This is a genomic window from Haloprofundus salilacus (genome assembly GCF_020150815.1).
Classification (GTDB): domain Archaea; phylum Halobacteriota; class Halobacteria; order Halobacteriales; family Haloferacaceae; genus Haloprofundus; species Haloprofundus salilacus.
This window is the reverse complement of sequence record NZ_CP083723.1, coordinates 2,319,313-2,333,898: the sequence shown is the minus strand read 5'-3', so window position 1 is coordinate 2,333,898 and position 14,586 is coordinate 2,319,313. Positions and strand designations below refer to the sequence as shown.

Here is a 14,586-nt window from a genome sequence, read left to right as displayed (position 1 = left end):
ACGGCGGACTGCCGTTGCCACCGCCGTCCGGCGGTCGGCGACGCGTCGCTCAGTCGTCGTCCGCGCCGGCGCGCTCGGGGTCCTCATCGGCGTCCGCGCCGAAGTCGGGCCGTTCGTGGGTCAGCGGCTCCTCGTCGGGGTCGGTACCCAGCGGCGCGATGCGGACGCTCGTCACCTTGTACTCGGGGATGAACGACGTCGAGTCGAGTTCGGCCTGCGTGAGTTCGTTGACCGCCCCCTGCGCGAAGTGCATCGGGACGAAAACGACGCCGGGGTCGGAGGTCTCCTCGACGTTCGCCTTCACGACGATGTCGCCGCGCCGGGAGGCGACGCGGACGTACTCGCCGTCGGAGACGCCGAGGTCTTCAGCCATCTTCGGGTGGATGGTGACGAAGCTCTCGGGGACGTGGTGCATCAGCGCCTCGACACGCCGGGTCATCGTCCCCGTGTGCCAGTGGTAGAGCACCCGTCCCGTGGTGAGCATCAGCGGGAACTCCTCGTCGGGCATCTCGACGGGGCCGGCGTAGTCCGCGGGGACGAACCGCGCCAGACCGTCGTCGAAGTTGAACTCCTCCTCGTAGAGATACGGCGTGCCGGCGTGGTCCTCGTCCCGGACGGGCCACTGGAGACCGTCGGGCTTCGATTCGAGGCGGTCGTAGCCGACGCCGCCGTAGATGGGGACGAGCGACGCGATCTCGTCCATCACGTCGGCGGGACCGTCGTACTCCCACTCGTAGCCGAAGCGTCCGGCGAGATCCGAGAGAATCTCCATGTCGGTGCGGGCCTCACCCGGCGGCGAGACGGCGGGTCGGACCATCTGGATGCGACGCTCAGTGTTCGTGAACGTGCCGTACTTCTCGGCGGCGGACGCCGCGGGCAGCACCACGTCGGCGTGCTCGGCGGTCTCGGTGAGGAAGATGTCCTGCACGACGAGGAAGTCGAGTTCTTCGACGGCCTCCTCGGCGTCGCGGATGTCCGGTTCCGACAGCACCGGGTTCTCGCCCATTACGTACATCCCGCGGATGTTGCCGTCGTGGATGGCCTCGTACTGTTCGGGCAGGTAGAGACCGATCTGTGATGGCGGGCGGACGCCCCACGCGTCCTCGAACTTGTCGAGCACGTCATCGTCGGTGAGGTCCTGGTAGCCGGGGAGGTTGTGCGGCGCGGGCCCCATGTCGCCGCCGCCGCCCTGCACGTTGTTCTGCCCGCGGAACGGCGAGACGCCTGACCGGGGTTTGCCGAGGTGGCCTGTAACGAGCGCGAGGTTGGTGATTGCGAGCACGTTCCGCGTCCCGTGAGCGTGCTGGGTCATCCCCATCGCCCAGCCGAAGATGCAAGAGTCGGCGTTCGCGATGGTCTCGGCGGCGCGCTCGAGGTCCTCGGGGGCGACGCCCGCCAGTTCCTCGACCTTCTCGGGGGTGAACGGTTCGACCTTCTCCTTCAGTTCCTCGAAGCCGGTCGTGCGCTCCTCGATGAACTCGCGGTCGTGGAGATCCTCTTCGATGATGTGACGGACCATCCCGTTGAGCCACGCGATGTCCTGTCCGGGTTGCGTCCGCGTGTACTGGGTGGCGTGCTCGGCGAGACCGATTTTGCGCGGGTCGAAGACGAACAGGTCCGCGCCGTCGCGGACGTTCTGCTTGATGCGCGTCGCCAGCACGGGGTGACTCTCGGTCGTGTTCGACCCCGTGATGAGATAGCAGTCGGTCTTGCCGATATCCTCGTTGATGCGGTTGGTCATCGCGCCGAAGCCGAGCGTCTGTTTCAACCCCGCGACGGTCGACGAGTGACAGAGGCGCGCGCAGTTGTCGACGTGCGGCGTCGCGAGCACCTGCCGGGCGAACTTCTGGTTGAGGAAGTTCTCCTCATTCGTCGCCTTCGACGACGACGTGACGGCGATCGAATCGTCGCCGTGCTCGTCCTGAACCTCCGAGAGCCGCTTGACGACCAGATCGAGCGCCTCGTCCCACGAGGCCTCGCGGAACTCGCCGTCCTCCTTGACGAGCGGCGTTCTCAGGCGGTTCGGACTGTTGACGAACTCGTAGCCGAACTTCCCCTTGACGCAGGTCGAGAAGTCGTTGGCCGGCGTCGCCTCCGAGTCGGCCGGGCGGACGCCGAGCACCTCGCCGTCCCTGCCGTAGAGTTCGAATCGACAGCCGACGGCGCAGTACTGGCAGGTCGTCTCGGCCTTCGTGACGCGTTGCATCCGCCCGGTGCTTATGACCTTGGCCACGTCGAACAGTTGGCCGACTCTCAGCGAGTTCGCCGCCGTCGCCTCCGCGGCGTGTTCGACCCGCTCCAGCGACTCGTCGGTGACACGGCTGACCGCGGACTGCGCGCCCCGCTTCGCCTTGGCCATGAACCGCGCGACGCCGGATCTCTCCGCTATCTCTTCGTCGCACTCGCCATCGAGATGCTCGAACTCGCCGGGGACGCGGCGGTTCGGCGACGGCGAGGTGTCGGTCGTCTCCGCGTCGTGGTGTTCGATGACCTTCCCGATGGAGTTCTTCTGAGTGAATCCGGGGAAGGGGATCGTCGTCGTGTCGGCGAGTCCCTTCTCCACGAGCGACCCCGTCGGACAGACCGTCGCGCAGTGCCCACAGGAGACGCACGTCGAGTCGGCCATCGTCTCCGCGTCGCTCTGAAAACCGATTCGGGTGTCCGGTCCCTGCCCCTCGATTCGGAGGACGCCCTCGACCTGCACGTCGTTGCAGGCCTCGACGCAGCGGTTACAGAGGATGCACTTGTTGCGGTCTATCTGGATAACCGACGAGGTGTCGTCGAGCGGTTCGTACTCGTCGCGGTCGTCGAAGACGCCGTACCGTGGTTCGTTGACGCCGTTGTCGATGGAGGCGTCCTGCAGTTCGCAGCGGCCGTTCTGTCCGCAGGTCGTACACCGGAGGTTATGGTTCGACAGCACCAGGTCGAGGTTCACGTCCCGCGCCTCCTCGGCCTCCGTCGCGTCGGTCCGGACCGTCAGGCCGTCCTCGGCGGGGAAGCTGCACGAGGGGACAAGACCGTGCTCGTCGGTGTCGACCATACAGGTCCGACACTCCGAGCGGGGACCGACGTTCTCGCCCTGCTCGGTGTCGCGGTCGTAGTGACAGAGCGCGGGGACGTCGCTCTCGGTCTCCAGCGCCTCGACGGCGTTGAGCAGCGTCGATCCCGGCGGCAGCGCGATGGGTTCGCCGTCGACGGTGACGGTGGTCATCTCCGAACCCGTCGACCCAACCTCGGGGTCGTTGGCGGTGCCGGTGACGAAATCCTCGGTCAGCGGCGTTTTCGGGCGGGGGTCGGCGACGTTCGGGACTCCCGGTAGCGATTCGCCGGGGGCGGAGTCGACCGGCCCCGGTCTACTCGGTTCGTTGCTCATATCTTCCGGATTTTCGATGCTCATCTCAGACCTCCTCGCACGCGCCGCTCGGACAGCGCCCGTCGACGTGGGCGCGGAACTCGGTCTCGAACTCGTCCATCGCCGTCGTGACGGTGCGCGCGGCCGACGACCCGAACGCGCAGGTGCTCGTCCCCCGCATCACCCGCGCCAGCTCTCTGAGTCCGTCGTCGTCGAACTCGCCGTCGTAGACGCCTCGAAGTTTGCTCAGCAGCTGTTTCGACCCCTCGCGGCACGGAACGCAGCGGCCGCAGTTCTCGTCGCGGGCGAACCGCGAGCGACTCCCCGCCATCGCCAGCGCGCAGTGAGAGTCGTCGAACAGTTCGACGACGCCCTCGGTGCCGAGTTCCGCGCCCGCGAGCGCCGGGGCGCTCGGCGTGTGGTCCAGCGTACGGGTGAAGCCGCCGAACTGCCCGCCGACGCAGGCCATCTTCAGCGGCCCCGCGAACCCGACGGCGTCGACGGCTGTCGAGAGCGACCCGCCAGTCGGGAGTTCGACCGTAACGGGCGCGTCCACGTCGCCGGTGACCGTGACGAGGCGGGTTCCGGGGTCGGCGTCGGCGGCGTCGAACCCCTCGGGACGGAGCAAGAGTTCGCGGACCTGCGCGAGCGTCCGCGGCGTGTGGACTAGCGTCGGTCGTCCGTACAGGCCGTGTCGCGCGGGCGAGGGCGGGCGGAGCCGCGCCTCCAGTCGGTCGTTCCCCTCCAGCGATTCGAGCGCCATCGTCGGTTCGCCCGCGATGTATTTGTCGGGTCCCGCGACGACCTGCGGTTCCGCGTCGAGACCTCTCGCGTCGACCAGCAAATCGACGGCCGCGTTCAGCCGGTCGCCCGCGAGCGCGTCGGCCTCGTTGAGGTAGACCACGATATCCGATATCTCGACGCCGACCAGTTCGGCGACGGCGAGCGCGCCGTCGAGCACCGACGCCGGGTCGCCCTCGACGAGCGTCCGGTCGGTGTCGTTGCGGCGGTCGCTCTCGTTGGCGTTGACGACGAGCACCGGGTCGCCCGCCGTCTCGCGGGCGACGGACCACTCCTCCGCGACGGGTTCGTCGGGCGTCGCCTCGCCGCGGCCGCGGCCCAGTAGGCCGACTTCCCGGACGCGTTCCATCGCGGCGTCGGCGTCGTCGCCGACCGCGTCGACCGCCCACTCGTCGGAGGCGCCGATGTCGGTCGGGTCGATCCAGCCGCAGCGTCCGAGAACGCGTCGCGCGCCGACCGACAGCGGTCCGGTCTCCGGGACCGGCAGCATCCGACGCTCGGCGTCGTGTTCGACCGTCACGTCACCCGCTTCGGTCTCGGATCCGGCTTCGAGCGCTTCGACGACGCGCGTCGCCCGCTCCGGTCCGCAGTCGCGGTAGAACGCCGTCTCACCTCCCTGCGTCACCAGTACGAGCGGTGCGTCGTCGCCGACCCCTGTTGGGCCGACTTCGACGACGCGTACGTCGCCCGCGGCCGCCTGTGCGGCGTCCGCTGTGGCTCTCGCCCCGTCTGTCGCGCTCCCGACGCAGACGCGGACGACGGTGCTCGGTTCCGTGTGGTCTGTCATCACGTGTACGTGCGTGGGCGCATCACGAAAGAGTTACTTCACCAAAGCGGACTATGCGGCGAGCGACCAGACTAGAACGGCGATACGAGCGTCGATTTCTGGGTCCTGCGCGAGGACGACGTCCGTTCTCTGCGTCGAACGTGACGTGACAGCGGCGCGTGTTCGCGCCACGTCCAGAGGAGGGTCGCGCCGACGAGCAGTACTGTCGTCGCGGCGGCCGCGGCGGCGATACGGCGACTCCGGGTCCGGTCGTCCGTTCTCTCGGTGGACATAGGCGGTCGTTCGGCGGACGCCGAGATAGGCGTTCGGGCGGCGGGAGGTTCCGTGGACGCGTCTCGAGCGTCGAACTCGCCAGCGGAACGGACGTACTGCTGTTGGACTCGCCGCGGCGCTGGGGTCGAGGAGCGTCGTCCTCCCCGTCGTCCTCGCGGACCGCGTCGTCGTCGTCCTTCAATCGACGGTTCCAGCGCTCTCGGACGGGTTGAAGGTTCAGGAGTACGCTCGCTCCTACGGCACCGAGACGGCAGGCGTGCTGTTCAACAAAGTCCACGACGACGCCGGAATCGACCGCGTCGTCGACCGGGCGAGCGAGTACTTCGGCGGGCAGACGCTCGCGACGGTGCCCAACAGCGACGTGATCCGCGCGGCCAGGCGCGCGGGCGAGCCGCTGCTGGCGCACGCGCCGGACTCCGTCCCGGCTGAAGCGTATCGAAGAGCGGCCGCCCGAATCGAAGTTCGCACGGCGACGAGGGCGACGTGGCGGACCGCTTCCGCAGCGCGGTCGTCCCCGACACGCCATGACCGAGCTGGGTGACTCCTCGGACGGCCGATTTTCGATCCCGCGCGGCGACCTCGTCCGGTCCCGCGTCGTCGCCGATGTCGGAACCGCGCTCTCGACGGCGTTGGAGCGCGAACTGACCGGCTACGCCGTCATCGAACCGCAGGACGCGCTGCTGCTCGGCGGCGAGACGCGCGGCGTGCTCAAAGCTCGACGCGATTCGCGAGCAGGCGCGCGCGGAGGCCGAACAGCGCGCCGAGCGGTGGGGACTGACCGATCAGTTGGCCGACGACACGTAGCGAGTCGGACCGGCCGGCGGCTACCGCTCGCCCTCGAACGCCTCGAGTCGCGAGGAGACCATCTCCGAGACGCCGGCCATGGTGCTGCCGACGTTCAGGATCTGGTAGCCCTGCTCGGCCTTGTCGTTCACGTCGTCCATCCCGAAACCCAGCCCCCCGAGTGCCACGTCGCTGTCGAGCGTCGCGTCGCGGATCGTCTCCACGCGCGATTGCACCTCCTCGTGGTCAACCTCGCCGGGGTGGCCGGTGCCGACCGAGAGGTCGTACGGGCCGACGAAGACGAAGCCGAGCTCCGGAACCGCGAGGATTTCGTCGATCTCGTCCACCGCCCGCTGGTTCTCAACGGTGACGCCGACGAAAATCTCCTCGTCCTCGGTCGCCGGGTAATCGTCGGCGAGGCCCCACCGACTCGCGCGCGGGGCGGCCAGTCCCCGTTGACCGGGTTCGCCGTCGTACTCGAAGCGCGCGGCGCGGACCGCCTCGCGGAGTTCCGCTGCCGACCGGACCCGCGAGAGGAACACGTTGCGGACGCCCGCGTCCAGCACCTTGCGCATCAGCGCCGGTTCCGTGACTGGGATGCGAACCAGCAGTTCGGTGTCCGTCGCGTCCGCGGCGCGCAGGAGGTTCGACAGCGTCGTCGCGTCCCACGGACTCGGTCCCGCGTGTTCGAGGTCGTGCCAGACGAAGTCGACGCCGAGGTCGCCGCAGAGTTCGACCACGTCGGGATTGTACAGTCCGTCGAGCACGCCGAGGGCGACGCCGCCGGAATCGACCGTCTCTTGGAGCGCGTTCGTTCGTGCGTTCGTCATCGGGGTGTGTGCCACGACCTCGGCTATAGTTTCGCGCAACCGTCATCTATGCGACTGTTCACGGAACTGCGACACTCAGCGAGAGCAGCGCTCTTGACGTTGCGGTTCCTCTCTCGACCGTGACCGTCCTCCGACTCCTCGCGCTCCGAACGGCCGACGATTTCGCCGACTGGTACCGGGTCGGCAGCGAGTACGTCGACTACGTGGCCGACGGGATGGGATTCGACCGCGGGTCGTTCAGCGAGGACGCCGAAATCGGCATCGAAGCGATGCGAGCGGGCCGAACCGACGTGGAACCGCGAATCGCCCGGTCGATCGCTGCCACGCTTCTGGCCGACGCCGCGTTCTCGGAACCGTTCTGCGAGTGGTTGCCGCTGTGGTACGAACTCGCCTTGGCGGGACCGGTCGCGCTCGCGGACTACCGACTCACCCGTCTCGCGCGGGCGTACGCCGGCGACCTGTCGCACGTCTCCGTTCCTCACTTCAGCGCGCCGGACGACGTGCTGGTCGAGGGTCGACCGGCACTCGCGCACGTTTCGGGGTTCGACGAGCGGTTCGTCCTCGCGGACGCGGTGCTCCACCTGGAGTGGTTCGTCCACGTCGCGCGCGAGTCGGGTATCGAGGTGCCGCAGGAGTTGGTGTCGCGTACGCGAGGGGAAACCGTCGCGTACTACACAGGTCGTCGAGCGTCGCTCTCGCCGGACGTGCACCGATTTCAGTCGCTGCTGTTCGCCGACGACGTGTGGGTTCGGGACATCGACGGGAGCTACGGACTCGACAGCGCGCTGTTCGGCGTCTGGGAGCGACTCCTCCGCCGCGCCCGGACGGAGCTAGAAAAGTCGAACGGCTGATCGAACTCAGTTGCAGGCGGATTCGAGCTGCGACTCCATTCGGTCGCGGCAGGCGTCGGCATCGGGGTTCGTCACCTCGACGCTCTCGTCTCCCTCCGCGATGGCCGACTCGACTATCTGGTACTCGGCGAAGTAGCCGTCGGGGAGGCTGACCGTCGTCGTCCCCTCGATGGTCTCGGAGTCGGCGAGTCCGTAGACGAACGTCTGTTCGTAGTAGCGGGTGCCCATCTCGCAGTCGGCGTCGGCGGCGAGTACTTCCAGCGACACCTCATCGAACTCCCCGGTCACTTCGACGGACGTGCAACCGGTGAACTCGATGTCGGCGTCCGAGCTTCCAGTTCCGCCGCGGCCGCCGTCGCCCGGCCCGGCGTACTCCTGCCCGTTGAGGTATGCCGTCCCGCCCGAGAGGTCGAACGAGGTGACGTCACCGGCGACGCGGAAGGCGTCGACGCCGCCGAACACCGTCCCGCTGACCGACCCGTCGTCGATGCTGTCGCCGCTCTGTATCGAGGCGTAGCGCTTCGGCGCCCCGCCTGTCACGTTCGTCTTCGCCACGTCGCCGTCGACCTCGAACTCGTAGGTCGTCTCGTCGCCGTCGCCGACGATAGCGAGGTAGTCGTGGCTCTCGCCGACGCTGTCGGGGTCGATCTGCGACCCATCGAGATAGACGTTCGCGTCGCCGTCGACGGTCAAAAGCGTCAGGTCGCCACTGTACCGATACGCGTCGACGCCGCCAACGACGACGCCGCTCGCGAAACTCCCGTCGAGGACGTCGTTCGCGTTTATCGACGCGCCGTCGACCGGTGCGCCGCCCGTCTCCGTCGTCTTTTCGAGCGCTTCGGTCGTCTCCAGTTCGTAGCGAACCGGTCCGGAACCCGGCGTCCCGGAGACGACGACGTGTTTCCACTCAGTTTCCTGTGCGCCTACGGTCATCGTTGTCGCGGTCGCGCCGAGGGCCGTGAGACTGCCAGCGAGGAACGTTCGGCGGCTTGTATGTGTTTCCTTCATTGATTTCTCCACTTCCGGCTAAGGCCACACTGAGTTGCATCTTAAGTTTTATTCAGGAAGGTGTACTTGTGTATTTATCCGACTGTTTTTCGTTCGTGAACGTTAATGGTCGTGCTGGGATGTCAATCGTCTATTAGGTTCGGGGCGGCGGCCGTAACGACGGCGTTACGTCGTGAACCCGTCGCCCCGCCGTCCTCGAGTGTCCGCTCCAACTCGGGGCTGTAACCGACAAACGACGCGTTACGCCTCGGTCTCGTTTTCTTTCACTCGCTCGGGAACGTCTCCGAGCGACACGTTTCCGCGTCGGGGTTGGTCGCGTCGACGGTCTCGCCGTCGGGGTAGATGACGGTCGCTCGCTCGGCGACCTGATACGTACCGAACTCGTCCTCCGGAACACTTACGGTGGTCTCCGCGGACCCGTCCTCGTTCTTGACGGTGTAGACTTGTTCCATCGGCGTAGTCGGGTAGTCGTCGCGGACGAGCACCTCGATGGAGAGCTCCTCGAACTCGCCGGTCACGCTGACGGACGTACAGTCGACGAACTCGACGTTCCGGTCGGCGGGGAACGTCTCCTCGCGGCACTCGTTCGCGTCGGGGTTGGTCTCCTCGACGGTCTCTCCGTCGCCGTAGGTGACCGAAACGTACTCGAGGACCTGATACGGGCCGAACTCGTCGTCAGGCACCGAGACGGTCACGTCGGTCTCGTCGCCGTCGTTCTCGTACTCGTACACCTGCTCCATCGGCGTCGTCTCGGGGTCGTCGTCTTCGACGAGCACCTCCAGCGACGCCGTCTCGAACGCGCCGGAAATCTCGACGCTAGTGCAGTCCGGGAACGCCAGTTCGGGGGCCGCCGTACTGTCGTCGTCGCCTTCAGTTTCGCCGCGAACGTTCGACGGACCCGCGTACTCCTCGCCGTCGAGGTAGCCGGTAAGTCCGTCTTCGAGGTCGAACTCGGTGAGGTCACCGTCGACGACGTAGGCGTCGGTTCCGCCGAACACCGATCCCAAGACGTCTGTCCCGTCGACGCTGTCGGCGGCGTTGATCGAGGCGGGCGGAACGTCGGCACCGCCGGTCAGCGTCGTCTTTTCGACGGTGTCGTCCGTGGAGAACGCGTATTCGCCGTCACCGGTTATCGCGAGGACGCTCGGCGCCGAGTAGTCGCCGGGGTCGACCGCTTCGCCGTCGACGTAGATGCCCGCGCCGCCTTCGACGACCAGACTCGTCACCGACCCGGAGATTCGGTACGCGTCCGCGCCGCCGTAGACGCGACCCTCGACGGTCGTGTCGGAAACGGCGTCGTCGTTGTTGCGAGAGGCGAACGCCTTCGGCGCACCGCCCGTCTCCGTCGTCTTCTCGACGTCGCCGTCAACGGTGAACCGGTACTTCGCCGGGCCGTTACCGGTCGCGTTGACGACGGCGAGTGTCCGCGTCGACGTCTGCGCACCCGCACCGTTCGCCACTAATGACAGTGAACTGAGTGTCGCTACGCTCCCTGCGAGAAACCGCCTTCGGGTCTGATTCTGTCGTGTCATGCACTTTCGCACCGGGCTAACCCACGGAACTGTCGGAGTTTAGTATTGTCTGGCTATCCGAGCGTAGGTGTCTCTCAGCCGACGCGTTTCGATTTCACCGATTCGTCTGACACACGAAAACCGGTCGTCCGCGGAGCGGCGTTCTGCGACGGCGATGGTGGCGCTCTCGATACCGGTAATCGCCTCATTCTCTGGACTAGGTCCTCCGATACGCGTACTACCGGCCCGCTACCGGACTGTTTCACGTTCGAGAGTACGTCCCCGCCATCGCCGCTTCCGTCCGTTTCTCCGCCTACTCTCAGTAATCGGGCGCTACGTTCTTCTCAGTTGGTGGGTTGCGCTGATTTCGAAGATTCGACTCCGAGTCGACACGCGTTCGAACATATTTTATAGTAGATATGTCTTGCTACGGCCACGGTTTAGAACGAACATATATCATTTTGCATATTGTCTCTGTTTTCTGACTGTTTGTACACAAACCCCGAATACAGGCCATTTCTAGGGGATTTCTAACGGTATTGTTGTCTACTGATTCTAGTAATTCATCTCACACATAATTAATTAGAAACATATATAACCGGTTACCTGACTGTACTACTGAACAGAGGGAAACCGAAATGCAGAAGCAATACAAGTCGACGAAATCCGCCCGCTCAGAAACCCGCTGTACGCGACGCGGGGTTCTCCAGGCCTCGCTCGTGCTGGGCGTCGTCGGGACGCAGGCCGCCTCCAAACGAGTAAGTGCTGCCTCCACCGGTCCCCTGGCCGAAGCGCACCGCCTCGCGGCGACGCACAAGTGGGAGACTCAATCGCTGGACGGCTCCTACTCGTCCCCCGTCGTCGTCGCGCTCCCCGTGTCGAAGAACGGCTACCAACCGGCGACGTCGCGGATACAGAACGTCGGCGGCGACTCGTTCGACTACCGCATCCAGGAGTGGGACTACCTCGACGGCAACCACATCGAGGAAGTGGTCGGCAGTCTCGTCATGGAGGCCGGCGCGTCCACCGCGGGCGAGCTGCGCATCGAGGCGGGCGAAGCCAAAGCCGGGACGACGTGGACGAACGTCTCGTTCGACGAGCGGTTTGCCGAACGGCCCGTCGTCATCACGCAACCGCAGTCGACGAACGGGCGGCATCCCGTCGTCTCGCGAAACCGCCGCGTCTCCAAGCGGGGCTTTTCGACGCGCCTCCAAGAGGAGGAAGGCGTCGACGGCTGGCACCACGACGAGTCCGTCGGCTACATCGCCGTCGAACCCGGAACGGGGACGCTCGGCGACGCCCCGTTCGAGGCCGGACGCGCTACGGGCGTCGACCACGAGTGGCAGACCATCGAGTTCGAGGGGACGTACGAGAGCCCCGTCGTCGTCGCGGACATCGAGACGTTCAAGGGGAACCAACCCTGCACGCTCCGTTACCGAAACCTCACCCGGACGAGCGTCGAGGTTCACGTCGAGGAAGAACGCAGTAGCGACGACGAAGTGTGGCACAAGCCAGAGACGGTCGGCTACGTCGTCGTCGAAGGCGACGACATCGACACGTTCTACGGCGAGGGTGGCTACGGCAGCGACGGGTACGGTGCGTAGTCGGTAACGCTCGCCGCTTCGCCTGCCATCGCCTCTTTTTACTCCGTCTTTCCGGTCGATTTCACCGAAATCGGTGTGTTCACCACGTGAGTCCCTCGTACTCGATGCCGTCGCGCGGTTCGACGATTCGGCGGCCATCGACGACGACCGGGCGCTTCATCGCGTCGAACTCGCCGTCGAGCGCCGCGAACTCGTCCCAGTCGGTGACGACGACGGCGGCTATCGCCCCGTCAAGCGCGTCGGCGGCGCTCTCGGCGTACTCGATGTCGGGAAACTGCGCACGCATGTTCTCGGCGGCGACCGGGTCGTAGCCGACGACGTCCGCCCCCCGGTTGAGCAGGCCCTCGATGGTCGGTATCGCCCGCGAACTCCGCACGTCGTCGGTGCCGGATTTGAACGCCAGGCCGAGAACGGCGACCCGTTCGCCCTCGACGTCGACGTGGTCGTCCAGAAGCGAGAGCAGTCGTTCGGGCTGGCGGTCGTTGACGCCGACGACCGCTTCGAGCAGTTCGGGTTCGTAGCCCGTCTCCCGGGCGGCGGCGATGAGCGCGGCCACGTCCTTCGGGAAGCACGACCCGCCCCACCCGACGCCGCTGCGGAGGAACTGCGAGCCGATTCGCTCGTCGAGACCGATGGCGTCGGCCACCTCGTAGGCGTCGACGCCGAACTCCTTGCAGATGTTCCCGAGTTCGTTGATGAGGCTGATCTTCGAGGCCAGAAACGCGTTGTTGGCGTACTTTATCATCTCCGCCTCCCGGACGCCGGTTCGGACGACCGTCGTGTCGGTCTGCGCCACCAGCGGGTCGTACAGTTCGTCGAGCGTCTCGAACGCGCGGTCGGCCGTCGCGCCGAAGACGACTTTGTCCGGGTGGAGGAAATCGCTCACCGCGCTCCCCTCGCGGAGGAACTCGGGGTTGACGGCCACGTCGAACTCCTCGCCGGCTGTCGCACCCGACGTCTCTTCGAGCGCCGGAATCAGCTCTCGCTCCGTCGTCCCCGGCGTCACGGTACTCTTGACGACGACCAGCGGCATCTCCTCGGCCTCACCGAGCACTTCGCCGAGTTGCTCGGTGCCCGCCGTGATGATCGACGTATCGATGCGTCCGCGCTCGTCCGTCGGCGTCGGGAGCGCGATAAAAACGATGTTGGCCTTCGAGGCGGTTGCGTAATCCGTCGTTGCCCGCAGTCGAGTACCGCCGTACTCGGCGACGAGTTCGTCCAACCCCCGCTCGTGGATTGGGGCGACGCCGTCTTCGATGGCCGCGACGGCGTCCTCGTCGATGTCGACGTTCGTGACCTCGTGTCCGAGGTCGGCGAGGCACGCCGCGAGCGTCGTCCCGACATATCCACTCCCGATGACGCTGACCTTCATTACGGCGAACTGTCGACAGACGCGGATATAAAAGGGGTTGTTCGTCCAGTCGACTCCCGTCTCGTCGTGAGCGATTGTCGGATATTGTATCGGATGTAGAGAACGTTTGCCGCGCAGTAGCGACTGTATAGTAATGTCACTGCGACACGCATCCCTTCGGGATGAAGGCAGTAGTGCTCGCAGCCGGTAAAGGAACGCGACTCCGCCCGCTGACGGACGACAAACCGAAGGGGATGGTCGAGGTAAACGACAAGCCGATTCTGACCCACTGTTTCGAACAGCTCGCCGAACTCGGCGTCGAGGAGTTCATCGTCGTCGTCGGCTACAAAAAGGAAGTCATCATCAGCCACTACGGCGACTCCTTCGACGGGATTCCCATAACGTACTCCCACCAGCGCGAGCAGAACGGGCTGGCGCACGCGCTTTTGACCGTCGAAGAGCACATCGACGACGACTTCATTCTGATGCTCGGCGACAACATCTTCCAGGCGAACCTCGGCGACGTGGTGAGACGCCAACGGGAGGAGCGCGCCGACGCCGCGTTTCTGGTCGAGGAGGTACCGTGGGAGGAGGCGAGTCGCTACGGCGTCTGCAACACCAATCCGTACGGTGAAATAACCGACGTCGTCGAGAAACCCGAAGACCCGCCGTCGAATCTCGTGATGACCGGCTTCTACACGTTCACGCCGGCGATCTTCCACGCCTGTCACCTCGTCCAGCCGTCGGACCGCGGCGAGTACGAGATAAGCGACGCGGTGAACCTCCTCATCCAGAGCGGCCGCACCATCGACGTGTTGCGTCTCAAGGGCTGGCGCGTCGACGTCGGCTACCCGGAAGACCGCGAGAAGGCCGAACGGTTGCTTCGCGACGAAGCCGACGTGGAGACGACCGAAGATGTCGAACAGATCTCGGTCGAACAGTCATCCGCCGAGTAGTCCCCGAAGCGACGCCGACCGGCCGAGACATTGACGCTCGCGCTCGCAATCGGCAATGCGCCCCGTCGCGAACGCGTCTCGTGTCCGTCGTATCACCAAGGGAGTCCGCTACGCACCGATAATCCTCAATTCTTGACATTCTAGTACTCTGTCCACATATACCGAGAGTTTCCCCGGTCGAAACTTCACACCTACCCGCGTACCGTCGATGAACGCTGCACAACATACAAGCGCCGCGCCGTGGCACGGTGTTTCAACAGATGAACACAGACCGCAGACGGCTTCGGACGAAGCTCCTCACTCTCGTCGGAACGGCGCTTCTCGCCGTCTGCTCGGTCTACATCGCGACGAGTCCGGAGGCGACTGGGTACGAGATAAACCTCTACGGGGCCTACCCCGTCTGGTTCTGGGTCGCCATCTCGGGGTCGCTCGTCGTCGGACAGCTGCTCGTCCTCCGGGCCGTCACCGCCGACGAAAAG

The 14,586-nt window shown here is 65.9% G+C and carries 10 protein-coding genes and 2 pseudogenes; 5 read left to right on the top strand and 7 right to left on the bottom strand.

What is annotated here, in order from left to right:
* Positions 1 to 49: 49 nt before the first annotated feature.
* From fdhF to LAQ58_RS11970, 3 genes are all read right to left on the bottom strand, one after another.
* Positions 50 to 3,397, bottom strand: coding sequence for a formate dehydrogenase subunit alpha (gene fdhF, locus LAQ58_RS11980; protein WP_425490653.1), 3,348 nt, complete (start codon positions 3,395 to 3,397; stop codon positions 50 to 52).
* A gap of 1 nt (position 3,398) precedes the next feature.
* Positions 3,399 to 4,940: an NADH-ubiquinone oxidoreductase-F iron-sulfur binding region domain-containing protein gene (locus tag LAQ58_RS11975; RefSeq protein WP_224447693.1), complete on the bottom strand. Its 1,542-nt coding sequence runs from the start codon at positions 4,938 to 4,940 to the stop codon at positions 3,399 to 3,401.
* A 71-nt stretch (positions 4,941 to 5,011) separates the two neighbouring features.
* Complete coding sequence (locus tag LAQ58_RS11970; RefSeq protein ID WP_224450223.1) at positions 5,012 to 5,212, bottom strand: hypothetical protein; 201 nt, start codon at positions 5,210 to 5,212, stop codon at positions 5,012 to 5,014.
* A 42-nt stretch (positions 5,213 to 5,254) separates the two neighbouring features.
* Between LAQ58_RS11970 and LAQ58_RS11965 the strand changes: the two are divergent.
* Both LAQ58_RS11965 and LAQ58_RS11960 read left to right on the top strand, forming a co-directional pair.
* Positions 5,255 to 5,741, top strand: a pseudogene (locus LAQ58_RS11965) (nucleotide-binding protein); the annotation flags it as partial.
* Positions 5,738 to 5,923, top strand: a pseudogene (locus LAQ58_RS11960) (DUF8054 family protein); the annotation flags it as partial. The pseudogenes LAQ58_RS11965 and LAQ58_RS11960, both read left to right, overlap by 4 nt.
* A gap of 114 nt (positions 5,924 to 6,037) precedes the next feature.
* On the opposite strand, the gene LAQ58_RS11955 reads toward LAQ58_RS11960, so the two are convergent.
* Complete coding sequence (locus LAQ58_RS11955) at positions 6,038 to 6,826, bottom strand: HpcH/HpaI aldolase family protein (RefSeq protein WP_224447692.1); 789 nt, start codon at positions 6,824 to 6,826, stop codon at positions 6,038 to 6,040.
* A 119-nt stretch (positions 6,827 to 6,945) separates the two neighbouring features.
* Between LAQ58_RS11955 and LAQ58_RS11950 the strand changes: the two genes are divergently transcribed.
* The gene (locus LAQ58_RS11950; RefSeq protein ID WP_224447691.1) at positions 6,946 to 7,677 is read left to right on the top strand and encodes a DUF8116 family protein; all 732 of its coding nucleotides are present in this window, start codon (positions 6,946 to 6,948) and stop codon (positions 7,675 to 7,677) included.
* A 6-nt stretch (positions 7,678 to 7,683) separates the two neighbouring features.
* Here LAQ58_RS11950 and LAQ58_RS11945 read toward each other — a convergent pair whose 3' ends face one another.
* Positions 7,684 to 8,685, bottom strand: coding sequence for a hypothetical protein (locus LAQ58_RS11945; protein WP_224447690.1), 1,002 nt, complete (start codon positions 8,683 to 8,685; stop codon positions 7,684 to 7,686).
* Positions 8,686 to 8,948: 263 nt separating this feature from the next.
* The gene (locus tag LAQ58_RS11940) at positions 8,949 to 10,145 is read right to left on the bottom strand and encodes a hypothetical protein (protein WP_224447689.1); all 1,197 of its coding nucleotides are present in this window, start codon (positions 10,143 to 10,145) and stop codon (positions 8,949 to 8,951) included.
* Between the two features lie 689 nt (positions 10,146 to 10,834).
* On the opposite strand from LAQ58_RS11940, the gene LAQ58_RS11935 reads away from it, so the two are divergent.
* Positions 10,835 to 11,800 (top strand): hypothetical protein, encoded by a 966-nt coding sequence (locus LAQ58_RS11935; RefSeq protein ID WP_224447688.1) that lies wholly within the window; start codon positions 10,835 to 10,837, stop codon positions 11,798 to 11,800.
* Between the two features lie 79 nt (positions 11,801 to 11,879).
* Here the strand turns inward: LAQ58_RS11935 and aglM are convergent, their stop codons facing one another.
* Positions 11,880 to 13,172, bottom strand: coding sequence for a UDP-glucose 6-dehydrogenase AglM (gene aglM / locus LAQ58_RS11930; protein ID WP_224447687.1), 1,293 nt, complete (start codon positions 13,170 to 13,172; stop codon positions 11,880 to 11,882).
* Positions 13,173 to 13,333: 161 nt separating this feature from the next.
* On the opposite strand from aglM, the gene aglF reads away from it, so the two are divergent.
* Complete coding sequence (gene aglF, locus LAQ58_RS11925; protein WP_224447686.1) at positions 13,334 to 14,107, top strand: UTP--glucose-1-phosphate uridylyltransferase AglF; 774 nt, start codon at positions 13,334 to 13,336, stop codon at positions 14,105 to 14,107.
* Positions 14,108 to 14,586 lie beyond the last annotated feature (479 nt).